This window comes from Mycolicibacterium gilvum (assembly GCF_900454025.1).
Taxonomy (GTDB): domain Bacteria; phylum Actinomycetota; class Actinomycetes; order Mycobacteriales; family Mycobacteriaceae; genus Mycobacterium; species Mycobacterium gilvum.
Map to the genome: position 1 here is coordinate 3,707,016 of NZ_UGQM01000001.1, position 26,646 is coordinate 3,733,661.

General features: G+C 68.3%; 27 protein-coding genes and 1 other RNA gene. 14 read left to right on the forward strand and 14 right to left on the reverse strand.

Going from position 1 to position 26,646, the window contains the following annotated elements; translation table 11 throughout:
* Positions 1–17 precede the first annotated feature (17 nt).
* A complete protein-coding gene (gene glnA, locus DYE23_RS17325) occupies positions 18–1,358 on the reverse strand; it encodes a type I glutamate--ammonia ligase (protein ID WP_011893787.1) in 1,341 nt (446 codons plus the stop codon).
* A gap of 81 nt (positions 1,359–1,439) precedes the next feature.
* On the opposite strand from glnA, the gene DYE23_RS17330 reads away from it, so the two are divergent.
* On the forward strand, positions 1,440–2,006 hold the full coding sequence (locus DYE23_RS17330; protein ID WP_115327742.1) for a VOC family protein: 567 nt from the start codon (positions 1,440–1,442) through the stop codon (positions 2,004–2,006).
* Entirely contained in the window at positions 2,006–2,935 is a 930-nt protein-coding gene (locus DYE23_RS17335) for an acyl-CoA thioesterase (RefSeq protein ID WP_115327743.1), read from the forward strand. Before DYE23_RS17330 ends, DYE23_RS17335 begins: the two co-directional genes overlap by 1 nt.
* On the opposite strand, the gene DYE23_RS17340 is transcribed toward DYE23_RS17335, so the two are convergent.
* Genes DYE23_RS17340 through DYE23_RS17350 form a run of 3 tightly spaced genes read right to left on the reverse strand, consistent with a single transcriptional unit; the run spans position 2,932 to position 6,480 of the window.
* Positions 2,932–4,449 carry an alpha/beta hydrolase gene (locus tag DYE23_RS17340; protein WP_011893784.1) on the reverse strand — a complete coding sequence of 506 codons (1,518 nt, stop codon included), beginning with the start codon at positions 4,447–4,449 and terminating at the stop codon, positions 2,932–2,934. The genes DYE23_RS17335 and DYE23_RS17340 overlap by 4 nt on opposite strands.
* Positions 4,450–4,507: 58 nt before the next feature.
* On the reverse strand, positions 4,508–4,954 hold the full coding sequence (locus DYE23_RS17345) for a GNAT family N-acetyltransferase (protein WP_041800057.1): 447 nt from the start codon (positions 4,952–4,954) through the stop codon (positions 4,508–4,510).
* Positions 4,948–6,480, reverse strand: a complete 1,533-nt coding sequence (locus tag DYE23_RS17350) for an alpha/beta hydrolase (RefSeq protein ID WP_085981129.1) — start codon at positions 6,478–6,480, stop codon at positions 4,948–4,950. The genes DYE23_RS17345 and DYE23_RS17350 overlap by 7 nt, the downstream gene beginning before the upstream one ends.
* A 191-nt stretch (positions 6,481–6,671) precedes the next feature.
* Between DYE23_RS17350 and panB the strand changes: the two genes are divergently transcribed.
* Positions 6,672–7,523: a 3-methyl-2-oxobutanoate hydroxymethyltransferase gene (gene panB, locus DYE23_RS17355; RefSeq protein WP_011893781.1), complete on the forward strand. Its 852-nt coding sequence runs from the start codon at positions 6,672–6,674 to the stop codon at positions 7,521–7,523.
* Here panB and DYE23_RS17360 read toward each other — a convergent pair.
* Together DYE23_RS17360 and DYE23_RS17365 are read right to left on the reverse strand one after the other, a co-directional pair.
* On the reverse strand, positions 7,520–8,308 hold the full coding sequence (locus tag DYE23_RS17360) for an enoyl-CoA hydratase/isomerase family protein (RefSeq protein ID WP_011893780.1): 789 nt from the start codon (positions 8,306–8,308) through the stop codon (positions 7,520–7,522). The two genes, panB and DYE23_RS17360, sit on opposite strands and share 4 nt — an antisense overlap.
* Positions 8,309–8,333: 25 nt before the next feature.
* Entirely contained in the window at positions 8,334–10,115 is a 1,782-nt protein-coding gene (locus DYE23_RS17365; protein WP_115327744.1) for a fatty acyl-AMP ligase, read from the reverse strand.
* 160 nt (positions 10,116–10,275) lie between these two features.
* Between DYE23_RS17365 and DYE23_RS17370 the strand changes: the two genes are divergently transcribed.
* A complete protein-coding gene (locus DYE23_RS17370; protein WP_115329011.1) occupies positions 10,276–11,799 on the forward strand; it encodes a CYTH and CHAD domain-containing protein in 1,524 nt (507 codons plus the stop codon).
* A 25-nt stretch (positions 11,800–11,824) separates the two neighbouring features.
* Here the strand turns inward: DYE23_RS17370 and DYE23_RS17375 are convergent, their stop codons facing one another.
* Positions 11,825–12,421: a TetR/AcrR family transcriptional regulator gene (locus DYE23_RS17375; RefSeq protein WP_115327745.1), complete on the reverse strand. Its 597-nt coding sequence runs from the start codon at positions 12,419–12,421 to the stop codon at positions 11,825–11,827.
* A 152-nt stretch (positions 12,422–12,573) separates the two neighbouring features.
* Here DYE23_RS17375 and DYE23_RS17380 point away from each other — a divergent pair, with 152 nt between their 5' ends.
* From DYE23_RS17380 to DYE23_RS17395, 4 genes are read left to right on the forward strand one after another with little or no spacing between them, the layout of a single operon-like run.
* A complete protein-coding gene (locus DYE23_RS17380) occupies positions 12,574–13,842 on the forward strand; it encodes a cytochrome P450 (RefSeq protein WP_115327746.1) in 1,269 nt (422 codons plus the stop codon).
* Positions 13,839–14,672 carry a TauD/TfdA dioxygenase family protein gene (locus DYE23_RS17385; protein WP_115327747.1) on the forward strand — a complete coding sequence of 278 codons (834 nt, stop codon included), beginning with the start codon at positions 13,839–13,841 and terminating at the stop codon, positions 14,670–14,672. Before DYE23_RS17380 ends, DYE23_RS17385 begins: the two co-directional genes overlap by 4 nt.
* A 57-nt stretch (positions 14,673–14,729) precedes the next feature.
* Positions 14,730–15,326 carry a carboxymuconolactone decarboxylase family protein gene (locus tag DYE23_RS17390; RefSeq protein ID WP_115327748.1) on the forward strand — a complete coding sequence of 199 codons (597 nt, stop codon included), beginning with the start codon at positions 14,730–14,732 and terminating at the stop codon, positions 15,324–15,326.
* Positions 15,326–16,195 carry an SDR family NAD(P)-dependent oxidoreductase gene (locus DYE23_RS17395; protein WP_115327749.1) on the forward strand — a complete coding sequence of 290 codons (870 nt, stop codon included), beginning with the start codon at positions 15,326–15,328 and terminating at the stop codon, positions 16,193–16,195. Before DYE23_RS17390 ends, DYE23_RS17395 begins: the two co-directional genes overlap by 1 nt.
* 23 nt (positions 16,196–16,218) lie before the next feature.
* On the opposite strand, the gene rnpB is transcribed toward DYE23_RS17395, so the two are convergent.
* Positions 16,219–16,630, reverse strand: an RNA gene (gene rnpB / locus DYE23_RS17400) — RNase P RNA component class A.
* 37 nt (positions 16,631–16,667) lie between these two features.
* Here rnpB and DYE23_RS17405 point away from each other — a divergent pair.
* Together DYE23_RS17405 and DYE23_RS17410 are read left to right on the forward strand one after the other, a co-directional pair.
* Positions 16,668–17,117 carry a helix-turn-helix transcriptional regulator gene (locus DYE23_RS17405; RefSeq protein ID WP_115327750.1) on the forward strand — a complete coding sequence of 150 codons (450 nt, stop codon included), beginning with the start codon at positions 16,668–16,670 and terminating at the stop codon, positions 17,115–17,117.
* Positions 17,118–17,127: 10 nt separating this feature from the next.
* Positions 17,128–17,562 carry a VOC family protein gene (locus tag DYE23_RS17410; RefSeq protein ID WP_115327751.1) on the forward strand — a complete coding sequence of 145 codons (435 nt, stop codon included), beginning with the start codon at positions 17,128–17,130 and terminating at the stop codon, positions 17,560–17,562.
* A gap of 6 nt (positions 17,563–17,568) precedes the next feature.
* Here DYE23_RS17410 and DYE23_RS17415 read toward each other — a convergent pair whose 3' ends face one another.
* Positions 17,569–18,849, reverse strand: coding sequence for a 13E12 repeat family protein (locus DYE23_RS17415; RefSeq protein WP_172527798.1), 1,281 nt, complete (start codon positions 18,847–18,849; stop codon positions 17,569–17,571).
* Between the two features lie 168 nt (positions 18,850–19,017).
* Between DYE23_RS17415 and DYE23_RS17420 the strand changes: the two genes are divergently transcribed.
* The gene (locus tag DYE23_RS17420) at positions 19,018–20,241 is read left to right on the forward strand and encodes an ISL3 family transposase (RefSeq protein WP_013470473.1); all 1,224 of its coding nucleotides are present in this window, start codon (positions 19,018–19,020) and stop codon (positions 20,239–20,241) included.
* Positions 20,242–20,303: 62 nt separating this feature from the next.
* Here the strand turns inward: DYE23_RS17420 and DYE23_RS17425 are convergent, their stop codons facing one another.
* Positions 20,304–20,924: a class I SAM-dependent methyltransferase gene (locus tag DYE23_RS17425; protein WP_115327752.1), complete on the reverse strand. Its 621-nt coding sequence runs from the start codon at positions 20,922–20,924 to the stop codon at positions 20,304–20,306.
* Entirely contained in the window at positions 20,921–21,838 is a 918-nt protein-coding gene (locus DYE23_RS17430) for an NAD(P)/FAD-dependent oxidoreductase (RefSeq protein ID WP_115327753.1), read from the reverse strand. The genes DYE23_RS17425 and DYE23_RS17430 overlap by 4 nt, the downstream gene beginning before the upstream one ends.
* A 46-nt stretch (positions 21,839–21,884) precedes the next feature.
* On the opposite strand from DYE23_RS17430, the gene DYE23_RS17435 reads away from it, so the two are divergent.
* Entirely contained in the window at positions 21,885–22,472 is a 588-nt protein-coding gene (locus DYE23_RS17435; protein WP_099961594.1) for a helix-turn-helix domain-containing protein, read from the forward strand.
* Here DYE23_RS17435 and DYE23_RS17440 read toward each other — a convergent pair.
* From DYE23_RS17440 to DYE23_RS17450, 3 genes are read right to left on the reverse strand one after another with little or no spacing between them, the layout of a single operon-like run.
* The gene (locus tag DYE23_RS17440) at positions 22,463–23,533 is read right to left on the reverse strand and encodes a bifunctional RNase H/acid phosphatase (protein WP_115327754.1); all 1,071 of its coding nucleotides are present in this window, start codon (positions 23,531–23,533) and stop codon (positions 22,463–22,465) included. The genes DYE23_RS17435 and DYE23_RS17440 overlap by 10 nt on opposite strands.
* Entirely contained in the window at positions 23,530–24,267 is a 738-nt protein-coding gene (locus DYE23_RS17445) for a zinc ribbon domain-containing protein (protein ID WP_115327755.1), read from the reverse strand. Before DYE23_RS17445 ends, DYE23_RS17440 begins: the two co-directional genes overlap by 4 nt.
* Position 24,268: 1 nt before the next feature.
* A complete protein-coding gene (locus DYE23_RS17450; protein WP_011893769.1) occupies positions 24,269–25,390 on the reverse strand; it encodes a Nif3-like dinuclear metal center hexameric protein in 1,122 nt (373 codons plus the stop codon).
* Positions 25,391–25,479: 89 nt separating this feature from the next.
* Between DYE23_RS17450 and DYE23_RS17455 the strand changes: the two genes are divergently transcribed.
* Complete coding sequence (locus DYE23_RS17455; protein ID WP_115327756.1) at positions 25,480–26,157, forward strand: HAD-IA family hydrolase; 678 nt, start codon at positions 25,480–25,482, stop codon at positions 26,155–26,157.
* Positions 26,150–26,644 (forward strand): low molecular weight protein-tyrosine-phosphatase, encoded by a 495-nt coding sequence (locus tag DYE23_RS17460; protein WP_115327757.1) that lies wholly within the window; start codon positions 26,150–26,152, stop codon positions 26,642–26,644. Before DYE23_RS17455 ends, DYE23_RS17460 begins: the two co-directional genes overlap by 8 nt.
* Positions 26,645–26,646: the final 2 nt, after the last annotated feature.

Here is a 26,646-nt window from a genome sequence, read left to right on the forward strand (position 1 = left end):
GCGCGGCCGGGCCCCCGCTAGAGCGACAGGTAGTTCTTCAGCTCGAACGGTGTCACGTGGCTGCGGTAGTTCTCCCACTCGCGGCGCTTGTTGCGCAGGAAGAAGTCGAAGACGTGCTCGCCGAGCGCCTCGGCGACCAGCTCGGAGTTCTCCATGTCGGCCAGCGCGGCCCCGAGGCTGCCGGGCAGCTCCTTGTAGCCCATCGCGCGGCGTTCCTCCGGCGTCAGGCTCCAGACGTTGTCCTCGGCTTCGGGTCCCAGCACGTAGTTCTTCTCGATGCCGCGCAGCCCTGCTGCGAGGAGGACCGCGAAGGTCAGGTACGGGTTGCACGCCGAGTCGGGGCTACGCACCTCGACGCGCCGCGACGACACCTTGTGCGGCGTGTACATCGGCACCCGCACCAGCGCGGAGCGGTTGGCCGCACCCCACGAGGCTGCCGTCGGCGCCTCCCCGCCGTGCACCAGACGCTTGTAGGAGTTCACCCACTGGTTGGTGACGGCGCTGATCTCGTTGGCGTGCTCGAGAATGCCTGCGATGAACGATTTCCCGACGGCGGAGAGCTGCAGCGGGTCGTCGGGGCTGTGGAACGCGTTCGAATCGCCCTCGAACAGGCTCATGTGGGTGTGCATCGCCGACCCCGGGTGCTCGGCGAACGGCTTCGGCATGAACGAGGCCCGCACGCCGTCGCCGAGTGCGACCTCCTTGACGAGGTAGCGGAACGTCATCACGTTGTCGGCCATCGACAGCGCGTCGGCGTAGCGCAGGTCGATCTCCTGCTGGCCGGGTGCGCCTTCGTGGTGGCTGAACTCGACCGAGATGCCCATCTGCTCGAGGGCGTCGATCGCGTGGCGGCGGAAGTTCGGCGCCGAATCGTGCACGGCCTGGTCGAAGTAGCCGCCGTTGTCGGCCGGGGTCGGCGGGCTCCCGTCGTTGTCGCCGGGCTTGAGCAGGAAAAACTCGATCTCGGGGTGCACATAGCAGGAGAACCCGAGGTCGCTGGCCTTCGAGAGCTGGCGGCGCAGCACGTGGCGCGAATCGGCCCAGGACGGCGAGCCGTCGGGCATGGTGATGTCGCAGAACATCCGCGCGGAGTGGTGCTTGCCCGAGCTGTCCGCCCACGGCAGCACCTGGAACGTCGACGGATCGGGGCGGGCGACCATGTCGGCCTCGGACACACGCGCGAAGCCCTCGATCGAGGAACCGTCGAAGCCGATGCCCTCTTCGAACGCGCCCTCGAGTTCCGCGGGGGCGATGGCGACGGATTTCAGGTATCCGAGGACGTCGGTGAACCACAGCCGGACGAAGCGGATGTCGCGTTCCTCCAGCGTGCGCAGCACGAATTCCTTCTGCCGATCCATGGTCGAAGCCTAGGTCGGACCTGTTAAATCCGTGTTACGGGCGGCGAACCGGCAGCGGGTCGCGTGTCCGTGCCAAGATCGGTGCCCGTGAGGCTCTACGAACAACCGTGGCCCGAGGGCGATTTCCGCTTCTTCCAGCTCGGTCACGTCGTCGACGATGTCGTGGCTGCCGCCGCGCGGTGGGCCCGGACCTTCGGCATCGGACCTTTCCATGTGCTTCCGACCGTCGAGCAGCACACCGACTATGGCGGACAGATCCGCCCGGTGCGAATCCAGGTCGCGGTCGCCCAGGCCGGTCCGGTGCAGATCGAGCTGATCCAGCAGCACTGCGACACGCCGAGCATCTACTCGGAGTGGAGTCGCGGCGGGACCAGCTCCTTTCATCAGATCGCCACGCTGACATCCGGTTACGACGCCAAGACGGCGCACTTCGCCGCGCTCGGATATCCGATCGCGGCACAGAGTCACGGCGGGGGGTTCCGGGTGGCCTACATCGACACGGTGGCGGACTTCGGGTTCTACACCGAGGTGGTCGACGCGCCACCGGCGTTCACCGATCACGTCCGCGCCATCGCCGCCACCTGCGCCGACTGGGACGGCAGCGACCCGGTGCGCATCCTGACCCGCGACGGCTACCGGGTGCCGTGATGGTGGCCGATCTGTCGGGCCCGCTGGCCGGGTCCCCCCTCGAGACGTCGGTGCTGGAGTCGCTCGACATGCTCGAACGCGCCCTGAGCCTGCAGCCGACGGGGCACCACCGCTTCCGGGCGGGCAACGAACGCGACCGGTTCGGCCGGCTCTTCGGCGGCCAGTTGCTCGCGCAGGCCGTCTACGCCGCGGCACGCACCGTGGAATCTCACCCGCCGCATTCGGTACACGCCTACTTCGTGCAGACCGGCGCCTCGGATACGCCGGTCGACATCGCCGTCGACGTGGTGCGTGACGGCCGGTCGATGGCGACCCGGCAGGTCACCATCGCCCAGGGCGAGCGCACCCTGCTCACCGCGATGGCGTCGTTTCACACCAACCCGGACGAACCCGAGCTCGCACGCCCGCACTCCGAGGTCCCCGCCCCCGAGGACGTGCCGCTGCTGCAGCACTGGGTGCCTCGCGCCGGGGCCGAGTTCGGCGCGCACGCACAGAACTGGATCGACGTGCCGCCGGCGCTGGAGATGCGCATCGCGGAACCGACCGGCTTCCTGGGCGGCGACCAGACACCGGACCCACGCTCACATTGGATGCGCCTGCCCCGGCCCATCGCCGACGATCCCGCCCTGCACACCGCGATGCTGGCGTACGCGAGCGATTACCTGTTGTTGGACATGGCTTTACGCAACCATCCGCACCGGGTGGACTACTCGTCGATCGCGGCGGTCAGCCTTGACCATTCGTTGTGGGTGCACCGTCCGGTCCGCTTCGACGACTGGCATCTCTACACCCAGGAGACGGTCGCCCTCGCCGGACACCGCGCACTGATCCGCGGGACGATCCGCGACCTCGGCGGCCACACGGTCGCCAGCACGTCACAGGAGGTGCTGATCCGACCCACCGGCGCGCGCACCTCGCCGATGTCCTAGCACCGCAGGCCCGACGGCGGCGGCGTCGAGTTCGTCAGGAAGGCGACCACCGCGGTGTCGACGCATGCGTCGCCGTTGAACACGACCGTGTGCTGGGTGCCGGTGAAGCTGATCAGCTGGGCGTCCAGCTGGTCGGCCAGCGCGATGCCGGCCTCGTACGGCGTCGCAGGGTCGCCGGTCGTGGACACCACGACCACCTTCCCGGGGCCGGGTGAGGTCGCCGCGCCGACCACCGACGTCGGCGGGACCGGCCACATCGCGCAGACGTCGCGGGGGGCGAACCCGGTGAACTGTCCGTAGGCCAGGAACGGCACGGCGGCGCGTGAGCGCCGGTCGGCGTCGGCCCAGACGGCCGGATCGGTCGGGAACACCGCATCGACGCAGCGGATCGCGGTGAACGCGTCCTGCTGGTTGGAGTAGTGCCCGTCGCGGTCGCGCCGCTGGTATTCGTCGGCGAGCAGCAGCAGATCGCCGGGGTCGGTGCCGCGCTGCAGGCCGAGCAGCCCGCTGGTCAGATACGGCCAGAACCGTTGGGAGTACAGGGCACTCACCGTGCCGGTGATCGCGTCCTGGTATCCGAGCCCGCGCGGGTCCGACGTCGCCGCGGGGCGCACCGCCAGCGGGTTGACGAGCTGGTGGAAACGAGCGACGAACTGTGTCGGATCGGTGCCCAGCGGGCAGCCCGCGGATTTCGCGCAGTCGGCGGCGTAGCGCTCGAACGCGCGCTGGAAGCCCGTGTTCTGGGTGAGACTCTCGGTGATCGGATCGAGCGTGGGGTCGACGGCGCCGTCGAGGACCATGGTGCGCACGCGCTGCGGGTAGCGCGACGCGTAGACCGCGCCGAGCTGGGTGCCGTAGGAGAATCCGAGGTAGTTGATCTGGTCTTCGCCCAGGGCTTCGCGCACCACGTCCATGTCGCGCGCGGCGGTCGCGGTGCCGACACCGGCGAGAAACTCGGGGCCCATCCGGTCCAGGCAGCGCGCGGCGAACTGCCGCAGCACGTCCTCGATGTGCGCGACCCCGGCGGGGCTGTAATCGACCATCGGCTCGGTACGGAACGCGTCGAACTCGGCATCGGTGCGGCACCGCAACTGGGGTGTCGAGTGACCGACCCCGCGTGGATCGATGCCGACGAGGTCGAAGCGGCGCGCGATCTCGGTCCCGGCGAGCGCGGCGCCCATACCGGCCACGGTGTCGACCGCTGATGCGCCCGGACCGCCGGGGTTCACCACGAGCACGCCGATGCGGGGCCCGGTGGCGGGAACGCTGATGACCGCCAGGTGCGCTTGGGCACCACCGGGATCGGCGTAGTCGACCGGCACCGCGACGGTGCCGCACCGCGCCGTCGGAACGGCGGAGGCGTCGGCGAGGACGGTGGTGCACGAATCCCACACCGCGGCGGCGGTATACGGCTCGGCCGAGGTGCCCGGCGCCGCGGAGGCGGTCGGGCTCAGCGCGGCAGAGATCAGCGCCAGCGCCGCGATCATCGGTCCGGCGCGCAGCATGGCAGTCATCGTTGCACGGCGCCGCGGTGCCGTCGCCCCCTGGAACGCAACGGTGACCGTGCTGTTATCAGGTGCCCAGTTCGTAGGTGAGCCAGACGGACTTCTCGGCGCCGATCCCGTCGTAAAGCCGTTGCGCCGTCGCGTTGTCCGGCGAGGTTTCCCACACGAGCTTCTCGGCGCCCCGCTCGTGGCACATCTGCATGCCGCGCGCGATCAGGGCCCTTCCGGTGCCGGCCCCGCGCGACCGCGGTGTGACGTAGAGGTCGTTGAGGACGCCGACGCGCGCGGCGTACAGGGTCTGCCACGTCCAGAAGATCGTCGCGAATCCCACCGTCTCCCCCGACGCGTCGCGCGCGATGAGTTGCACGCCCTCGGACGGGTCGGCGATCAGCGCCCGGCACATCGCGTCGAGTTTGTCGCCGGGCGGGTCCACCTCGTAGAAGTCGCAGTAGCTCCGCAGCATCGGCGCCAGGTCGGCGAGGTCGGCCTCGCCGACGATGGTGATGGTCAGCACCGGGTGTCCGGCGGCGGCACCGAACCGTCGATCAGGTACGGGACCACGATGTCGTCGACACACGAATCCCCTTGCAGCGCAACGGTGTGCTGGGTCCCCTCGAACGTCACCAGCGCGCCACCGAGCTGGCGGGCCAGGTTGACGCCCGCCTGATAGGGCGTCGCCGGATCGTTGGTGGTGGACACGACCAGGATCGGGGGCAGCCCGGTCACGCTGATCTCGTGGGGCTTGCTGGTCGGCGGTACCGGCCAGAACCCGCAGGTCGGCATCGGTGCGAGTCCGGTGAACTCGCCGTAGGCCATGAACGGCGCGGCGTCGCGCACCCGGCGGTCCTGCTCGACGAGAGTGGCGCGGTCGGTGATCGCCGGCTTGTCCACGCAGTTCACCGCGATGCGCACATCGGTGCTGTTGGTGTAGCGACCCTGGGCGTTGCGCTCCATGTACAGGTCGGCCAGCGCGAGCATGGTGTCGCCCTTGCCCTCTTTGACCTCGCCGAGCGCCTGCGTGAGATGACGCCACAGCGCGGGCGAGTACAGCGGCAGGATGGTGCCGACGACGGCGTCGTTGTAGCTGAGACCGCGCGGATCCGACGTCTCGGCCGGTTCGTCGACCAGCGGCCACACCAGCGAGTGGTACACCTCGACGGCCTTGGCGGGATCCGTACCGAGCGGGCAGTCGTCGTCGATGGCGCAGTCGGCGGCGTAGTCGTCGAACGCCTGCTGGAACGCCGCGGCCTGACGGACGTCGGCTTCCAGCGGGTCGGCGTTGGGGTCGATCGCGCCGTCGAGAACCATGGCGCGCACGTTCTGCGGGAACTGTTCGGCGTAGGAGGCGCCGATGCGGGTCCCGTAGGAGTACCCCAGATACGTCAGCTTCTCGTCGCCGAGGGCGACCCGCAGCGCGTCGAGATCCTTGACGACGCTGGCGGTTCCGACGTTGGCGAGGAAGTCGGTGCCCATCTTGTCGACACAGCGCTGGATGAACTCCTTGGTCAGCGACTCGAGGTGCGCGACGCCCTCAGCGGTGTACTCGACGACGTTGTCGGCGCGCAGCCGGTCGTTGTCGGCGTCGCTGTTGCACCACACCGCCGGGTTGGAGTTCGCGACGCCGCGTGGGTCGAACCCGACGATGTCGAAGCGCTCGAGCACCTCCTCGGGCAACGTCGAGACCATCGCCGCGGCCGCCTCGACACCCGACTTCCCGGGGCCGCCGGGATTGACCACCAGCGATCCGATCCGGTCGCCGGTGGCGGGAACGCGCAGCACCGCCAGCTGCGCGACGTCACCGTCGGGGTCCTCGGGGTTGTCCCAGTCGACGGGGACCGAGAGCATGCCGCACTCCGACCCGGGCGGGATGCGCTTCTGGTCGGACGGGCCCGTCTCGCACGGGGACCAGTCGATCGGGGTTCCCGGGCGCGGCACCGAGACCAGCGCGTTTCCGTCCACCACCTTGCTGCAGCCGGCCACCAGCAGTGCCGACATCGCGAGGAGGAGGCCGGATCGTCCGATCCCGGTCGTGAGCTTCATGGCACCACATGCTGCCATGCGCGGGCATCGGCGCTGGCGAGGCGCGTGCCGGGGAGCGGATGTGAGGAAATCCACTTAACACGGTGTTCACCTTCCGGTGGCCCGGTGGCAGACTGGCCGTGTCAGCGAACCCGGGGACCATTTCCTGGCCACGAGGCTTCGAACCGACTGAACCCGATGAGGGGACAACGATGTCTGAGCAGTCCGTTTACGGTGCCGGCGCCGAGACCGCCGTGTCGTCCGCGCCGCGCGTGAAGGTACGCACGCACCACCTGCACAAGTGGAAGTCAGAAGGTCACAAGTGGGCCATGCTGACCGCCTACGACTATTCGACCGCCGCCGTGTTCGACGAGGCGCAGATCCCCGTCCTTCTCGTCGGCGATTCCGCCGCCAACGTGGTGTACGGCTACGACACCACCGTCCCGGTCACCCTCGACGAGTTGATCCCGCTGGTACGCGGCGTCGTCCGCGGGGCCCCGCACGCACTCGTCGTCGCGGACCTGCCGTTCGGCAGCTACGAGGCCGGTGCGCAGCAGGCGCTGGCGACCGCCACCCGCATGCTCAAGGAGACCGGCGCGCACGCCGTGAAGCTCGAGGGCGGCGAGCGGGTCGCCGAGCAGATCGCCGCGGTGACCGCCGCCGGCATCCCGGTGATGGCGCACATCGGCTTCACCCCGCAGAGCGTCAACGGTCTCGGCGGTTTCCGGGTGCAGGGTCGCGGTGACGCCGCCGAGCAGACCATCCACGACGCGATCGCGGTCCAGGAGGCCGGCGCGTTCGCGGTGGTCATGGAGATGGTGCCGGCCGAACTGGCCACCCAGATCACCGGCAAGCTGACGATCCCGACCGTCGGCATCGGTGCCGGCCCCAACTGCGACGCCCAGGTCCTCGTGTGGCAGGACATGGCCGGCATGACCAACGGCAGGACGGCGAAGTTCGTCAAGCGATTCGGTGCGGTCGGCGACGAATTGCGCCGCGCCGCCACCGAATACGCGCAGGAAGTGGCCACCGGCGTGTTCCCCGCCGAGGAGCACTCCTACTAGCCGCCGGGGCTGAACTCCGGCTTCCGCTTGGCCAGGAAGGCATCGACACCTTCACGGCCGTCGGCGGATTCCGCTCGCTGGGCGATCAGCCGCCCTTCCAGTTCCATCTGCTGTTCCAGGCCGTTGGAGAACGTGTCCAGCAGCAGCGCCTTGACTCCGCCGTTGGATCCGGCTGCCGTGGCCGCCATCTGGCCGGCGAGCGCGTCGGCGCGCGCTGCGAGTTCGTCGTCGGCGACGACCTCGGTGACCAGACCCCAGCGTGAGGCCTCGTCGGCCGACAGCACGCGGTTGGTCAGCATCAGCTGTTTGGTCTTGGCGATGCCGATGAGCCGCGGCAGGTAGTAGGAGGCGCTGCCGTCGGGGCTGAGTCCGACCTTCGTGTAGGCCATGGTGAACGATGCCGACTCCGCGGCGAGAACCAGATCGCCGCTCACCGCGAGCGAGAACCCGGCGCCCGCGGCGGTGCCGTTGACCACGGTGATCACGACGGCGTCCATCCGCGCGAACGACGAGATGGCACGGTGCAGGTCGTCGGCGACGCCTTTGACGTGCTGCCCTCGGCTCGGTGCGGACGCGAAGTCCTTCAGGTCGCCGCCGGCGCAGAAGAACCGGCCCGCGCCGGTGAGGACGACGACCTTGGTCGCCGGGGTGTCGCAGCGGGCCGCGGCATCGGCGAGTTCGCGAGTCATGGTGCCGTTCATGCCGTTCGCCGCTTCGGGGCGGTTCAGCGTGATCCGGGCGACGGGTCCGCTCTGCTCGAGGGTGATGGTCTGGTAGTCAGTCACACCCGGGACTGTAACGTCCGCCGTTCTACAGGGTTCCGTCCAGATAGCTCGCGCGGCATGAGCGGCGGGCCAGCTTGCCACTCGTCGTGCGCGGAATCACCCCGGAGCGAACGAGTTTCACGTCTCGCACCGGTATCGCATGCTTGCGAGAAACCTCGGCGCGGATCGCTTCCTGGATCGGGGCGGCCTCGGCGCGGCCCGCGCCGGGGGCGCGCTCGGCGACGATGACGACCTCTTCGCGTCCTTCACCGGGAACAGAGAACGCCGCGACGAATCCGGCGCGCACCGACGGCGACGCCGCCGCGGCGGTGGCCTCGATGTCCTGCGGGTAGTGGTTGCGGCCGTCGACGATGATCAGGTCCTTGATGCGGCCGGTGATGTAGAGCTCACCGTCGAGGTAGACACCGAGATCCCCGGTGCGCAGCCACAGCGCGGAGTCGGCGGAGCGCTCGGCGTGACTGCCGCGCGCCAACCGGGACTGCAGCTTGTTGCGGAACGTCAGTTCCGTCTCCTCGGGACGCTCCCAGTAGCCGTTGCCGATGTTGTCGCCGTGCAGCCAGATCTCCCCCACGCAGCCGTCGGGAAGCTCGCAGTCGGTGGCGGGGTCGACGATCACGGCCCACTGGCTGCGGGCGACGTTGCCGCACGACACCTGGACGGTCGCGTCGGGGTGATCGGAGTCGACGATGACGGCGCGACCGGCGGTGAGCTGTTTACGGTCGACGTAGACCGCCTTGAGCGCCGAGTCGGGAGGCGTGGTCGATACGAACAGGGTGGCCTCGGCCATGCCGTAGGACGGCTTGATGACCGTCTGCTTGAGTCCGTACGGCGCGAACGCGGCGTTGAACGCCTCGACCGCGGCGACGCTGATCGGCTCCGAGCCGTCGATCAGGCCGGCGACGTTGCTCAGGTCGAGCTCCTCGCCCTCGGGCGGCAGTCCGCGCTGGGCGGCCAGCGCGAACGCGAAGTTCGGGGCGGCCGCGAACATCGGGCGGTCGTCGGCGCCGAGTTCCTTGATCCACCGGTACGGCCGGCGCACGAACGCGACCGGCGACATCAGGGTGAGGTAGCCGCCGGCCAGGGCCGGGAACATGATCATCAGCAGACCCATGTCGTGGAACAGCGGTAGCCAGCTGACGCTGTTGATGTCGGGGTCGAGACCGACCGACAGGACCATCTGCACGACGTTGGTGCACGCCGACCGATGGGTGATCTTCACACCGGCGGGTGCCCGGGTGGACCCGGAGGTGTACTGCAGGTAGGCGACGTCGTCGGTCTGCAACGGAGCGCGCTGAAAGCCCACACCGACGGAGTCGGGCACGGCGTCGACCGCGATGAGCCGGGGGCGCCGGTTGTGGGGCAGGGCGCGCAGGAACTCGCGCACCGGCTCGGCCGTCGCCGTGGTGGTGAGGACGACCGACGGTTGGGCGTCGGCCAGCACCGCGTGCAGACGCTCGCTGTGGCCGGGCAGTTCGGGAGCGAAGAGCGGCACGGCGATCGCACCGGCCTCGATGGCCGCGAAGAAGCCGATGACGTACTCGACGCCCTGGGGCGTGAGGATGGCGACGCGATCCCCGGGCCGGGTGACCTGCTGCAGGCGGGCGCCGACCGCGTCGAGGCGGGTCCGCAGCTGCGCCCAGGTCAGTTCGATCGTGCGATCGTGCTCGAAGTCCAGATACCGGTAGGCCGGGGTGTCGCCGAATTCGGCAGCGTTACGACCGAGGAACGAGGTCAGCGTGGTGCCGGGCGGGATGACGATATTGCCCTCGTGGTCGAGGTAATCGTCGAGCCTTAACTCTGGACTCATAAGAGCATCCTAAGAGAACCCGGTACCAAAATGGGTAATCCGGCACGGGCGCGCCGGGCACCAATATGACGTCGGGCGCTCCGGGCCGCGCGTTCATCTGGATATGGCACGCTGATGTCCCCGATCCTGCCCGGAGCAGCGCACGAGAACAAAGGTGACCATGGCCGCCAAATCCCCCGAAACCTCCAGGTATACGGAAACCGAGCGCAAGTTCGAGGTCGTCGACTCGACCGTCTCGCCGTCCTTCGAGGGGCTGTCGGCGGTCGCTCGCGTCGAGCGGTCACCGTCACAGTCACTGGCCGCTGTGTACTTCGACACCCCGGGCCGCGACCTCGCCCGCCACAAGATCACGCTGCGGCGGCGCACCGGCGGCACGGACGCGGCCTGGCATCTGAAGCTGCCCGCCGGCGCCGAGACCCGCACCGAGATCCACGTGCCGCTCGGCGACGATGAGCCGGCAGACGACCCGACGGTGCCCGAGAGCCTGCGGGATGTGGTGGCCGCGATCGTCCGGGACCGCCCGCTGGCACCGGTCGCCCGGATCAACACGACCAGAATCGTCGAGAACCTGCTCGGTCCCGGCGGGGCGGGCATCGCCGAGTTCTGCGACGACCACGTGACGGCCAGTGCGGTCGGGGGTGACGAGCTGACATGGCGCGAATGGGAGCTGGAGTTGCAGCCCGGCAGTGACGCCGCCGTGTTCGACAGGTTGACCAACCGCCTGCTCGACGCGGGCGCCGAGCCGGCAGGACACGGCTCGAAGCTGGCACGGGTGCTGGCGAGCGCGCCGGATGCCGGTGACGACGCCCCGAAGACGTCGAAGGCGGCCGCAGGAGATCCGGCCCGCCGCGCCGTCGCCCAGCACATCGCGGAGCTGATCGAGTGGGATCGGGCGGTGCGCGCCGACGAGTGGGATTCGGTGCACCAGATGAGGGTGACCACGCGCAAGATTCGTAGCCTGCTCCAGTCGTCGGAGGGGTCTTTCGACATCGCCGACCACGAGTGGGTCCTCGACGAGTTGCGCGAGCTCGCCGCGGTGCTCGGTATCGCGCGCGACGCCGAGGTACTCGCCGAACGCTACGAACGGGCGCTGGATGCGCTGCCGGAGACCAACGTCCGCGGGCCCGTGCGGGAACGTCTCGTCGACGGAGCCAAGAAGCGCTATCAGACGGGATGGAAACGGTCGCTGACCGCGATGCGGTCACAGCGCTACTTCCGCCTGCTCGACGCGCTCGAGGAGCTCGTCGCCTCCGATCCCCCGCAATCGGCCGCGGGCGAAGAGCCGCAGCAGCTGAACATCGGCTCGGCGTACAAGCGGGTTCGCAAGGCCGCCAAGGCCGCTCGGGCCGCAGCGGAGGACGCCGAGACGGGGACGGACGAGTCGAACGAGGCTCTGCATCGAATCCGCAAGCGCGCGAAGGCTCTTCGTTACACGGCGGCGGCCACCGGTGCGTCCAAGGTCGCCGACCGCGCCAAGGTGATCCAGTCTTTGCTCGGAGACCACCAGGACAGCGTGGTCAGCCGCACGCACCTGAGCCGACAGGCCGAGGTCGCGCACGCCGCGGGCGAGGACACCTTCACCTACGGACTGCTGTACCAACTCGAAGACGACCTCGCCCGGCGCTGCGAGGAGCAGATCGACGACGCCCTGAAGGCGCTGGACAAGGCGGTCGCCAAGTCCTAGCGTCTGGTCGCTGTTATGCGACCGCCTAGTTATCGATGCGCGGATGCGGGGACTCGTAGCGCGTGAGGTACTCCTCGACCAGTTGCCGCGTCCTGCCGTGGCCTGTCGTGATGCCGAGCCCGGTTTCGATGGTCAGGGTCCGACCGATTCCGGCGATGAGCACGGACACCACTTCCGGATGCAGGACATCGTCGGTCCCGTGCTCTCGCAGGATGAACGTCAGCGCGGCGATCTGGGCCTCGCGGAAGCGCTCAGCCCCGGCGGCCAGTTCTTCCCGGATCTTCTCGCGATGGTTGCCCAGCGCCATGAACTCCATGGTCAACCGTGACCCGTGTGGGTCAACGGTCATGTCCCACAGGGCATGAAGAGGGTTGTCCGAGGACAGGGCCGCGCGTTGGGCGTCGAGATTGGCCTCGGTTCCCCGCCGGAGAACCGCGAGATAGAGGTCGTCCATCGTCGGGAAGTAGTAGTAGACGACCGCCCGCTGGACTCCGACCTTCTCGGCGACTCGTCGGGAGGTCGCAGCGGCGTAGCCCTCGGCCAGCATGATCTCGGCGGTCGCGTCGAGGATCTTCTCCCGTGTGCCGGTATCACGTTTCCCGACGCGCTTCGGTGTCGCCATTGCCGACGTCCTGTTCTCCCCGTGGCGGGCGGCCAGCACGGTCTCGACCTCTTGACCAGACCACCCTCGGATGGTAACCCTATAGCCAACCAATTAGCTAGGCGATCGCCTAATTAAAAGGCCGAGGCGGAGATGCCGCGAAAGGGCTGGACATGACTGATGAGGTCGCCGGGTTGAACATCTTCACCGACGAGGACGTGATCAACGATCCGTACCCCTACTTCACCGGTCTCCGTTCCCGGTGTCCGATCCAGTCGATCGCCCAGCCCGGCGTCCTCGCGGTCACGGGCTACGACGAGGCAGTCGAGATCTACCGCAACGACGAGGTGTTCTCCTCCTGCAACGCGATGGGTGGCCCGTTCCCGCCGTTCCCGGTCGAGCCGGGCTGCGACGACATCACCGAACAGGTCCAGAACAACCGCGAGCACTGGGTGTTCCACGAATTCATGGTCACCCAGGACGGCATCGCGCATGAAGCAGAGCGGTTCCTGTTACGCCGCCTGATGACACCGAAACGGCTCAAAGAAAACGAGTCGCAGATGGCGGGTCTCGCCGACGCATGCATCGACACCTTCCTCGCGTCGGGAAGCTGCGAGCTGGTCCGTGACTACGGCAAGCCGTTCACCACGATGGTGATCGCCGATCTGCTCGGCGTTCCCGAGGACGATCGTGAGCACTTCCGCAAGATCTTCACCGGCCAGCACGTCGCCACGGTCGGTGGCGACTCGCCGCTACCGGAGAATCCGCTGGAGTACATGTACGAGACGTTCGGCGGCTATATCGAGGACCGTCGTCGCGAGCCCCGCGACGACGTCCTCACCGCCCTGGCCACCTCCACCTACCCCGACGGGACGCTGCCGGAGACCGAGGCGGTGGTGCGGCTGGCCACCTTCCTCTTCGGGGCCGGGCAGGACACCTCAGCGCGGCTGATGTGCGCGGCACTGCGATTCCTGGCCGACGATCAGGAGCTGCAGGCTCGGCTGCGCGCCGACCGCCGGCGGATCGGCGATTTCATCGAAGAGGTGCTGCGGCTGGAGAGTCCGACGATGAGCGACTTCCGGATGACCCAGAAGACGGTCCGGGTCGGTGACGTCGACATTCCCGCGGGGACGACCATCATGCTGCATCCCGGCGCCTCGAACCGCGATCCGCGCAAGTTTCCGGAACCCGACGAGTTCGACTTGGATCGCCCGAATCTGCGCGAACACATCGCCTTCGGGCGTGGTGTGCATTCCTGCCCCGGCGGACCGCTGGCCCGTGCCGAGGGACGCGTGACAGTGGAGAGGTTCCTCGACCGGACGTCGTCGTTGACGCTCTCCGAGGAGCATCACGGACCCCCCGGACAGCGGCGATTTCGGCACGATCCGACCTACATCATCCGCGGTCTGTCCGACCTCCATCTCGAATTCACGCCCGCATGAACGCCACCGTCACCCCCATCTCGGCGTCGATCGGCGTGCACGTCAGCGGAATGACGAGTTCGGACTTCGTCACCGCCGACGCCGCCGACATGTGCACGCGACTGCTGGCCGAGCATGGCGTCGTCGTCTACCAACAGGCTCACATCAGTGACGCCGACCTGGTCACGTTCAGTCGACTGCTCGGTGACGTCGTGACCGCCTCCGCCGGAGCGCATCCCGATCATCCGGAAATCTCCCCCGTGACCATGGATCCCGCCAAGAGCGCACTGGCCGGATTGCGGCGCAGCACCATCTTCTGGCACACCGACGGCCTGATCGACGAAGTCCCGCAGAAGGCCACGCTACTGACCGCACGCGAGGTCGCCGATGACGGCGGCGACACCGAATTCGCCAACACCTACGCCGCATTCGAGGCGCTGCCTGCCGACAAAAAGGCCCAGTACGAGACCTACCGCGTGGTGCACAGCGTTGCGGCATCCCAGCTACTGCTCACCCCCGACCCCACACCCGAGCAGCGGGAAAAGTGGAATCGTGCACCCTCACGCGAACATCCGCTGGTCTGGAAGCATCGCGACGGCCGCAAATCCCTGCTGATCGGCGCCACAGCCGGCGACATCGTGGGCATGGACCACGAGCAGGGCCGCGCCTTCCTCGACGAGATCCTCGAATGGTCCACCCAGCCCCAGTTCGTCCTGCACCACACGTGGACGGTGGGCGATCTGGTGGTGTGGGACAACACCGGCATGCTGCACCGCGCCATCCCGTATGAGCCCACCTCCCGCCGCTTGATGCACCGCACCACCCTGGTCGGGGAAGAGGCCATCGCGTGAGCCACAACGACTTTCGGCGGAACCTCGCCGTCAACGGCGGAAGGACGATCGGCTGACATGGCACGCATCGAGCCCCTCAAACCTCGCGACTTTCCACCGGAGATGCGGGATGCCCTCGCCGCACTGCGGCCACCCAACCCCCGTCACGAGCCTCTCGCCGCGACCGACCGGCCCAAGGCGCTGCACGTCTTGGGCGCCATGGCGCACCATCCGGACCTGGCCCGTGCCTATTTCACCTTCAACGGCCATCTGTTGTTGGGCACCACACTCAGCGAGCGCCACCGCGAACTGCTCGTCATGCGGGTCGCCGCCGTACGCAAGTGTGGATACGAATGGGCGCAGCATCTGTTCGTCGCACGCGACGCCGGACTGACCGATGAGGAGATCGGGCGTATCGCCTACGGTCCGGACGCCCCGTTCTGGAGTCCGCTGGAAGCGGCGATGCTGAGCGCCACCGACGAACTGATCGATCCCGGTGCGATCAGTGAGACCACCTGGCAGACACTGGCGGCTGAACTCGACACGCAGCAGATGCTCGACCTGATCTTCACCGTCTGCGGGTACGACCTGCTGGCACGAATGTTCAGCTCGCTGCAGTTGACGATCGACGACGACATCGCCGGGCTGATGGACCGCTACCACGAGCTGTTCTGATGACCGCACGCGAGACGCCGTTGGTGGCTGTGGTCACCGGAGCCAGCAGAGGGGCCGGGGCGGGGATCGCCCACGCGCTGGGCAGCCACGGCGCCACCGTCTACGTCACCGGGCGCACACACAGGGCCGGCGACTCGACAGCAGCAGGCACCATCGACGAGACCGCCGAACGCGTCACCGCGGCCGGCGGCCAGGGCATCCCGGTGCGCGTCGACCACGGCGACGACGCTCAGGTGCGTGGTTTGTTCGACCGCATCGCTGACGAACGCGGTCACCTCGACATCCTGGTCAACAACGCCGCCATCATCCGTGACGAGATGATGGGACGCACGAAATTCTGGGAGGAACCGCTCAACGTCATCGACACGCTCGATGTCGGAGTCCGCAGCAGCTACGTCGCGACCGTGCTCGCTGCTCCCCTGATGCTGCCCCAACGCCGGGGCCTGGTCGTGTTCACCTCCTCGTCCGGAGGCGTGCACTACGCGTTCGGCCCCGCCTACGGTGTGCCCAAGGCCGCGGTCGACAAGATGGCCGCCGATATCGCCTACGACTTCCGCGAGTTCGGAATCGCTTCCGTGTCAATCTGGATGGGAAGCCTGCTGACCGATCGCGTCCGATCCATCGTCGCCGCCAATCCCAAAAAGCTCGGGCATATCCTCGACTCCGCCGAAACCCCGGAACTCACAGGACACGTCATCTGGGCGCTGTATCACGATCCTGACCTGTTGAGCGTCAGCGGTAAGACTCTCATCGGAGCGGAACTGGCAGGCCTGTACGGGATCACCGACGAGGACGGGCGCCAACCACCCTCCTACCGTGACCTTTTCGGTGTGCACCCGTATCCGCAGTTCGCACACACCATGCGCTGACCGTGCAGCACGGTCGCTAGGGGCGGATGAGCCGGCCTGTAAGCCGGATTCTGTTCCTCGACGCCATCTCTGGCGAGGAGGCGGCGACCATCCATCTGGGCACACCGTCGCCGGGTACCTCGAGCGGCCTACCCGCAGGCTCGGGCGAGCAGCCCTCGAACGCCTGCGCGACCGCAACCAGGTTGCGGCCTTCTTGGCCTTGCTTCGGGTGGGGTTTACCAAGCCACCCCGGTCACCCGGGATGCTGGTGCGCTCTTACCGCACCTTTTCACCCTTACCTCCACGGTGTCCGAAGACGCGGTGGGGGCGGTCTGTTTTCTGTGGCACTTTCCCGCGAGTCACCTCGGATTGCCGTTAGCAATCACCCTGCTCTGTGAAGTCCGGACTTTCCTCGACGCCCAGAAACCTGGGTGCCGCGGCCGCCCGGCCAGCTCATCCGCCCTCTTACGGTAAAGGAGGCGATACTGGGAGCGTGACGCAGGCTCCGCCGGCCCGCTATCTGATGCGGGCCAGAGATCTCGTCGACGCGCGGTACTCCGAGCCGATCACCGTCGACGATCTGGCCGCCGCCGGATTGTCACGTGCTCACTTCAGCAGGATGTTCACCCGCACCTTCGGAGAGTCGCCCCGCGCATACCTGCAGACGCGCCGGCTCGAGCGGGCGGCTTCTCTGCTGCGCCACACCGACAGGTCAGTGGCCGATATCTGCGTGATGGTCGGCCTGCACAGTGTCGGGTCCTTCACCACGAGCTTCGCCCGCACCTACGGGATGCCTCCCGCGGCGTATCGCGCCTCGATGCCACCGGCCGCGGTGCATGCCCGGATCCCCAGCTGCATCCTGAAACGCGATACCCGCCCGAAGGCCGACAGCCGGGTCAAGACAGCACACGGGGAGAAGACGGACGCCACGGCATCTCCGTAACGTCGTGCCCATGATCACGATTGCAAGCGCCCACCTCTGGGTTCACGACCAGGAAGTCGCCCTGAGATTCTGGACCGAGAAGGTCGGTATGGAAGTGCGCCAAGATGTTTCGCTGCCCGATGTGGACGGCATGTTCCGTTGGCTCACCGTCGGACCGCGCGGCCAGGACGACGTCTCGATCGTCCTGATGGCTGTCCCCGGCGAGCCCGTGATGGACGAGCCCACGCGAAAGCAGGTTCTCGATCTCACCGCCAAGGGATTCGCCGGCACCATCTTCCTGACGACCGAGGACTGCCACGCCAGCTACCGCGAGCTTCAGGCTCGCGGCGTGGAGTTCAGCGAGGAACCCCACGAGATGCCGTACGGCATCGACTGTGGCTTCCGCGACCCGTCCGGAAACAGCGTGCGGCTCACCCAGCTCGCCGAGCTTCCGGCGTTCGGATAGTCGGCGTCAGGCGGCGTCGGGTTTGTCGAAGGTGATGAGGTCGATGCTGAGTCGGCCTTCGGTGTCGCTGATGCGGCGGCGCACCGGTGGGCCGGGCAGGGTCGGGGCGATCGAGTAGTGCACCGCCCCGGTCGGGGTCACCCACCGCGCGGTGTGTGACCCGTCCTGGGTTCCGGCGCTGACCTGCCAGCCGGGCGCCTCTTTGGCGTAGTTACACGCCGCGCACTCACCGAGCCCGTTGTCCGCACTCGTCACACCCCCCGCACGGGCCGGTGTGGCATGATCGTGATGCCGTATCGGGGCATCACAGTAGGGCGTGCGGCAGCTCTGATCACGCCGATCGATCAACGTGGCCAACCCCTTCGGAAACAGCCGCGCCCGCGACTCCATCGCCACCAACTGCCCCGACCGCGGATGCCGATACAACCGCCGCAACGTGGCCTTGGCCTCGGCGTCGGTGACCGCGTCGCCGGTCAGCGCGCGGCAGAACCCCGCCGGCACCGGCCCATACCCGTCGAGCCACCCCGGGCAGTCGTCATCACCGGCCAGCGTGGTGTCGGCCATCACCAGGTTCACCTCGACCGGCACCGCGGTCCCCGCTGAACGCCCGGTGATCCGCTCGAACGCGGTATCGGCCATCACCTGACCACGGGAACGCCCATCAAAGGTCGTGTCGGCCTCCCGCCGCAGCGCGGCATACATTCCGATGCCCTGCGCCAGCGGCAAAAGCACCGTGAAATACACCATCCCGTTCGGTGCGGGGCGACAGCTGACCCGCGCCTGAGCCGCCGCCCTGTCGGCGCGCTCCACCACCGCCGCGACATCCAACCGGGCGGCGATCTTCTTCGCCTCGGCCTCCACCCGCTTGTTGCCCCACCCCTCCAGCGTCGAGACATCGGCGCACAACTCCTCATCAAGGAGCCGACGATCCTCGACACTCAGACACGCCGATTCCCGCACGATCAGCGTCGCCCGCCATTCCGAGAGCGCACCGCACTCCAACGCCGCCCACGTATGCGGCATCTCGTCCACCAACGCCTTCGCAAACCCCAGATGCTGACCACCCTTGACCGGGGCATCCCGGCGAGCCAACGCGACCTCCGAGGCCAACCCCTTACCCCGCCGACGCACCGGCACCCCCGCAGCCTCCTCAGCAGCAGCACGCTTAGCCGCCCACAACGCGGTCGCGCGCGCCTGAGCCGCCGCAGCCGCCGATTTCAACCGCTCACACCGCTCGACCACCGCCCGCAGCTCGGCCTGCGACGCCCCCTCATCAATATCGAACAAACTTGGCGCTCCTAGTGTTCTAGTGGGCGCGTTTCTGCTGTTCAGCAGTGTTTTCGGTTGGTGCGGTGAGGGTTTCGGCGTGTCAGCGCCGAGATGAAGGACGCGCACGTGGTCGAACCTCTAGGTTTCGGGGTTACCACACCAACCTCAACCGCGAGGACGACCCACGTGCGCGTCAGTACTGCATTTAACCGTCTGTTGGCGATCCCGGGGGCATCGGTGACCGATGTCGTCATCGGTGAACGTGATGTCGAAGTAACCCTGCGCCCTACTGCCCGTCTCTTGACCTGCCCGTGCGGCAAACGCCAGCCCAGCGTCTATGACCGCCGTCGCCGACGCTGGCGCCACCTCGATCTCGGGGTCAAGCGGTTATGGCTGGTTAATGAGATCCGCCGCCTGAATTGCCCGGACTGCGGGGTCATCACCGAAGCGGTGCCTTGGGCGCGGCCCGGATCCAGGTTCACCCGCGACTTCGAAGACATGGTGCTGTGGTTGGCCCAACGCAGCGACCGCACCACCGTCTCGACACTGATGCGCTGCGCCTGGGAATCGGTCACCGCGATCATCAACCGCGGCGTCGCCGAACTGCTCGACAAGCGGCGCCTGCAGACGCTGTATCGGATCGGTGTCGACGAGATCTGCTACCGACACCCGCACCGCTATCTGACCATCATCGGCGACCACGATACCGGCACCGTCGTCAACATCCGACCCGGCCGCAGCGAGCAATCCTTGACTGATTTCTATACAGCTCAACCTGATTCGATGCTCAAGCAGATCCAAGCCGTCAGCATGGACGTCAGCAAGCCCTACATCGGCGCCACTCGCTCGAAGGTGCCCGAGGCGATCATCTGTTTTGACGGCTTCCACATCATGCGATGGATCAACCGCGCCCTCGACGCCGTCTTCTCCGAGGCGGCAGCCGGCCCCGACAAAGTCCACATGTCCTCAGCGCAATGGCGCACCACCCGATGGGCGCTACGCACCGGCGAGAACAGACTCACCGACACCAAACGCGAACTGGTCAACCAGATCGCCAAGCAGAATCGACGAGTCGGACGAGCATGGGCCCTCAAGGAACAGGCCCGCGATCTCTACCGCTACGACCACCAACCCGGCGTCGCCCGTGCACTGCTCAAGGCCTGGATCACCGCTGCCAAACGCTGCCGCATCCCCGCATTCGTCGCGCTCGGCAAACGACTCGCGGTCTACTTCGATGGCATCCTGGCCGCCATCGAACTCGGCATCTCCAACGCTCTCGCCGAGAGTATCAACGCCAAGATCCGCCTCATCAACGCACGCGGCTACGGCCACCACACCGCCGAAACACTCACCTCGATGATCTACCTCTGCCTCGGCGGACTGCAGGTGAAACTACCCACGAGAACCTGAGTAGCCGCACAAACTTTCGAACATGCCACCGAAGCTACCCCACCCCACCGACATTCAGCGGCCTACGTGGACCGCCGCAGCACGATCAGGTTGTCGCTCAACACACCCGACTGCCCGTCCGGACCGGTCGCGTCGCGTTCGACGACATCCGCACGCAAACGCTCCCATGAACCTTCGCCGAGGTCGATCGTGGCGAGGACCTCGTCGACCGTCGAGAACCGATGCTCGTGGACCTCCGGTGGCGCCCACGGCGGCGCGGCCGCGTGGTCGACGACGATCAGCACCCCGCCGGGCGCCACGGCACGAGCCGCGGCCGCGAAGGTGCGCTCGCGGTCCAGATGCACCATCGACTGCAGGAACTGCGCCGACACCAGATCGAACACACCGTCGGGGAACGACGCCGACAGATCCGTCTGCCGCAACTGCACCCGGTCGGCCAGCCCGCGCTTGTCGGCCTCCTCGGCGGCGCGCCGCAGGGCGGTGTCCGAGATGTCCACCCCGACCACCTCCCAGCCGTGTTCGGCGAGCCACAGCGTGTCGCCGCCCTCGCCGCACCCGAGGTCCAGCGCCCGCCCGGGCTTCAGCGGTGCGGCCACCTCGGCCAACCAGCGGTTCACGTGCCCGCTCCAGATCCGGTCCCGTTGCGAGTACCGCTCTTCCCAATGTTGTTTGACGTCAGTCATTTCTCCTCCTCCAGGAAACTCGCCACCACCGATGCCGCAGCACCTGAACCCGCCGCGATCGCGGCGGCCACCTGCGGCATCCGTGCACTCACATCACCCGCGGCGAAGACCCCGGGCACAGTCGTCCGATACATCGCGTCGACGTCGACGGCCTCGGCCGTGACCGGGCTCGGCGCCGCGAACGCGACCCCCAGTTCGGCCGCCAGAGACGACCTCTGGTGCAGCGTCGTCGCGATCAGCAACCCGCTGCGCGCGATACCGGAGCCATCGGCGAACACGACCTGCGCCAGTTGCCCGTCGGCAGAGACCAATTCGGCGACCGCGCGCTCGTCGATCGCGATTCCGGCTTCTGCCAACCGATCACGCTGCGCGTCGGTGAGATCGGCGGGCCCCGAGGTCAGCAGAACCACGTCGTCGCTCCAACCGCTCAGCAGCGTGGCCATGTGTACGCCGCGGTCACCATCGGCCAGTACCGCCAGCGGCCGGTCACGGGCCTCCCAGCCATGACAGAACGGGCAGTGGAACACCGAATCACCCCACATTTCAGCAAGACCCGGTAGCGCCGGCATGTCGTAGCGCATCCCCATTGCGAGCAGGATCCGGCGGGTCCGCACGTCGCTGCGGCCGGCCAGTTCGACGGTGAAACCGCCCTCGACCGCGACGGCTCCCGTCACGTCGCCGTCACAGACAGCGACGGCCGGATATCGGGTCAGCTCGCGGCGACCCTGCGCATAGAGCTGCGCGGGCGGCACGCCGTCGAAGCCCAGCAGCCCGCCGATGCCGTGCGCGGCCAGATTGCTCTGCGCACCGGCGTCGACGAGAAGCGTTCGCCGCCTCGCCCTGCCGAGAACCAGCGCTGCGCTCAAGCCTGCGGCACCGCCGCCGACGATCACGCAATCCCAGATGTCTTCCATGCCACCACCTTGCCCGCGCCCGGCCCGAGTGCCAAGATCTTTTGCCATGAAGGCAAACCAGGACGACGACGGGGTCGATGCGCGGGTCCGCCGACGGCTACGGGAACTGCGACTACAGCGCGGGATGACACTCGAAGACGTCGCGACCCGTTCCAGCATCGACATCTCGACGCTGAGCCGCCTGGAATCCGGAAAGCGCAGGCTCGCGCTCGATCACCTGCCACGTCTGGCCGGCGCCCTGTCGGTCAGCACCGACGAACTGCTGCGCGCGCCGGAGATCGACGATCCGCGCATCCGGGGGCAGTCCCACACCCACAACCAGATCACGTTCTGGCCGTTGACCGCTCAAGGCCCGGCGGGCGGACTGCACGCCCACAAGATCCGGATCAGCGCCCGTCGGCGCACACCTCCGAAGGAACTGCCGGTGCACGAGGGCCATGACTGGATGTACGTGCTCTCGGGACGACTGCGCCTGATCCTGGGCGATCGCGACTTCACCATCAAACCCGGTGAGGCTGTGGAGTTCTCGACGTGGACACCGCACTGGTTCGGTGCGGTCGACGAACCCGTCGAAGCGATCGCGTTGCTCGGGTTGCACGGCGAACGCGTGCACCTGCACACCGATCAGAGGTAGGCGGTCTGGTTGACCAGACGCACCGAAGCCGCACCGTCGGGATAGAACTCCGCGATCGACAACGACGCCAGGTCGAGGTGCAGCCGGTACAGCATCGCGGGACCGGCGTCGAGGGCCAGGCGCAACAGCGTCTTGATCGGGGTCACATGCGACACGATCAGCACCGTCTGGCCGGCATGCTCCTCGACGATCCGCCGCTGCGCGCGGTGAACCCTCGTCGCGACCGCGTCGAAGCTCTCCCCGCCCGGTGGGGGCACCGAGGTGTCCTTCAACCAGCGCCGGTGCAGTTCGGGATCACGCTGGGAGGCTTCACTGAACGTCAGTCCTTCCCAGGCGCCGAAATCGGTCTCGATCAGGTCGTCGTCGACCACGACGTCGCGCCCGAGCGTTGAAGCCGCGGCGGCCGCGGTGTCGTACGCGCGCTGCAGCGGTGAGGCGATGACGGCGTCGATTCCCCCGCGGTCCCCCAGATATTTCGCGGCGGCGCGCGCCTGCCGGCTGCCGAGTTCGGTCAGCTCCGGGTTGCCTCGCCCGGAATAGCGGCGCTCGACCGACAGCGGCGTCTGCCCGTGGCGCAGGAGCAGCAGCCTGGTGGGCGCGCCCTTGGCGCCGGTCCACCCGGCCGGATTCGTGACGACCTCGGTGGGTGTCGCTTCTCCGGCCGCCGCGTCCATCGCCTCGTTGGCCAGCCGATCGGCATAGCTGTTCTGCTCACGCGGAATCCACGAGTAGGTGATGTGCTCGAATCCGCGTGCCAGGTCCGCCGCCTGCCGGTGCAGGGCGGCGAGGTCCGGGTGCTTGACCCGCCAGCGCCCGGCCATCTGTTCCACGATGAGTTTGGAGTCCATCCGCACCTCGACCTCGGTGGCGCCCGTCTGCGCGGCGGACTCCAAACCGGCGATCAGACCACGGTATTCGGCGACGTTGTTGGTCGCGGTGCCGATCGCCGACCTGGCTTCGGCGAGCACCGATTCCCGATCGGCGGACCACACCACCGCGCCGTACCCGGCGGGACCCGGGTTGCCACGCGAACCACCGTCGCATTCGACGATGACCTTCACGCGCGGGAAGCCTTGACCCGCAACAGGATCGCTGAACACTCCGGACAGCGGACGACGTCGTCGTCGGCTGCGGCCGCGATGCGGGCAGACTCACCCCGGTCGATCTCGATCCTGCACGCACCGCACCGCCGACCCTGCAGGGGCGCGGCACCGACGCCGGAACGGGAACGTTGACGCTCGTAGAGCGAGACGAGTTCACCGTCGATGGTGTCGGCCAGCTCGGCACGACGGGCCGTAGCGCGCTCCCTGGTTTGCACCAACTCCGCGCGGGCGTCGTCGCAGACGCGCTGCGCGTCGTCGATCGCGGTCTGCGCCTGCCCGGCGGCCGACGCCTCCTCTGCCTCGCGGGTGGCGAGCTCCTCACGCCGCTCCATCAGCTCCAGCTGTGAGTCCTCCAGGCTGGCCTGACGCCGTTGCAGCGTCTCCAGCTCGTGCTGCAGGTCGGTCAACTGCTTGGGATCGACGGTGCCGCCCTCAAGCAGGGCCTTGTCCCGGTCCTCGCGTTGGCGCACCCCGTCGATCTCGGTCTCGAACTTCGCGACCTGGGCGTCGATGTCGGCCAGCGCGAGCCGCAGGGAGGCCACACGGTCGCCGACCTCCCGCAGAGCGGCCTGCGCCTCCTCGACCGCCTTCTGCTCGGGCAGGTTCTTGGTCCGGTGCTCGACGCGGGAGATCTCGGCGTCGACCTCGGCCAGCTCGAGCAGTAATTGTTGTTGAGCCACAGCGGCTTTCATCTCAGCATCCCTCGACATTCCATGGATCGGTCCGTACGTCGGACACCGTCACCGGTAGCGCCGGACCGAACTGCCCGCGCAACAGTTCGGCGGCCTGCGCGCACCACGGGAACTCGCTGGCCCAGTGTGCGACGTCGATCAGCGCGACATCCGAGACGCGACGGTGCTCATCGGCGGGGTGATGGCGCAGGTCGGCGGTCACATAGGCCTGCACCCCGGCGCCCGCCACCTCGGCGAGCAGTGAGTCGCCCGCCCCGCCGCACACCGCCACCCGCGACACCGTCGCCGCGGGATCGCCGGCGGCGCGCACGCCCCACGACGTGGCGGGCAGCGCTGCGCGCACGCGGGATACGAACGCCGCGAGCGGTTCAGCCTCCCGAAGGGTCGCGATGCGGCCGAGCCCGACGTCTCCCGGCGGGGTCTGCAGCGGGAACAGGTCGAACGCGGGTTCCTCGTAGGGGTGCGCCGCCCGCAATCCCGCCAGCACCGCGGCGCGCCGTGACGTCGGGGCCACCATCTCGACCCGGTCCTCTGCCAGTCGCTCGACGGCGCCCACGGCTCCGACAGCCGGTGACGCGCCCTCGCCGGGAAGGAACTGTCCGGTTCCGGACACGCTCCAGCTGCACTGCGAGTAGTCGCCGATGTGTCCTGCGCCGGCCGCGAACATCGCCGTCCGGACCGCCTCGGCGTTCTCGGCGGGGACGAAGACGGCCCACTTGTCCAGCGACGGCCCCGACGGGACCGGCGAGAGCACCTCGCAGACCTCCAGTCCGAGCGTTTCGGCGAGGGCGTCGGACACCCCGGGAGACGCGCTGTCGGCGTTCGTGTGGGCGGTGAACAGCGACCGCCCGGTCCGGATCGCGGAGTGGATCAACGCGCCCTTGGCCGTGTCGGCAGCCACGGTGTCCACGCCGCGCAGCAACAGGGGGTGGTGGGCCAGCAGCAGACCTCCCTGCGGCACCTGCGCGAGAACGTCTGCGGTCGCGTCGACGGCGATGGTCACCGACTCCACCGGTTCCGACGGGTCCCCGCAGACCAGCCCGACGGAGTCCCAGCTCTGCGCCAACCGCGGAGGGTAGGCGGCATCGAGGACGTCGATGACGTCGGCCAATCGGACGGCCAACCGGGCGCTTGTCACAGCACGACAGTAGTGCGCGCGGGCCTGTGGCCGGGGCAGCCCTCCGTCTCAGGGACAATGGTGGAGTGACTGACATGCTGGACGGCACCCGCAGGGTCGCGCCCGTGGGACGCGGCGATCTGGTGCTCTTCGATCTCGACGGCACCCTGACCGATTCGGCCGAGGGCATCGTGGCGAGTTTCCGGCACGCCCTGCAGAGCGTCGGCGCCGCGGTGCCCGACGGGGACCTGGTGAGCAAGATCGTCGGGCCGCCCATGCCGTTGACGTTCCAGCGGATGGGACTCGGTGACCTCGTGGACGACGCGATCGCCGCCTACCGCGCCGACTACACCACCCGCGGCTGGTCGATGAACCGCCCCTTCGACGGCATTCCGGCGCTGCTGGCCGACCTGCAGGCCGCCGGGGTCCGGATGGCCGTGGCGACCTCGAAGGCCGAGACCACCGCGCAGCGGATCCTGGCGCACTTCGGCCTCGACGGCCACTTCGAGGTCATCGCCGGCGCCAGCAACGACGGCACGCGCGCCGCCAAGTCCGACGTGGTCGCCCATGCGCTGGCCCAGCTGGCACCCGTGCCGGACAACGTGGTGATGATCGGCGACCGGTCGCACGACGTCGAGGGTGCCGCGGTGCACGGGATCGCCACGATCGTGGTGGGCTGGGGCTACGGCCGCACCGACTTCGCCGGCCGCGAGAGCGGCGCGCTGGCCCACGTGGCCGACGTCGACGATCTCCGCGAGGTGCTAGGTGTCTGAGGGACTCCACGTCACGTTCATCTGCTCGGGCAACATCTGTCGGAGCCCGATGGCCGAGAAGATGTTCGCCCACCAGATCGACCAGCGGGGCCTGGCCGGCGTCGTGCAGGTCACCAGCGCCGGGACAGGCCACTGGCACGAGGGTGAGCCCGCCGACCGGCGCGCCAACCACACCCTGCGCGAACACGGCTATCCGACCGCCCACCGCGCCGCGCAGATCACCGACGAGCACCTCGCCGCCGACCTCGTCGTCGCGCTCGGCCGTAACCACCTGCGCATGCTCCAACACATGGGAGTGCCCACCGAACGGCTGCGGATGTTGCGTTCGTTCGATCCGCGCTCCGGAGCCCACGTTCTCGACGTCGAGGACCCCTATTACGGCACGCAGGCCGACTTCGAGGAGACGTTCGCGGTCATCGACGCCTCGCTGCCGGGTCTGCACAGCTGGGTCGACGGGCGGCTCGCCGGCCGGGAACAGGCGGGCTGACC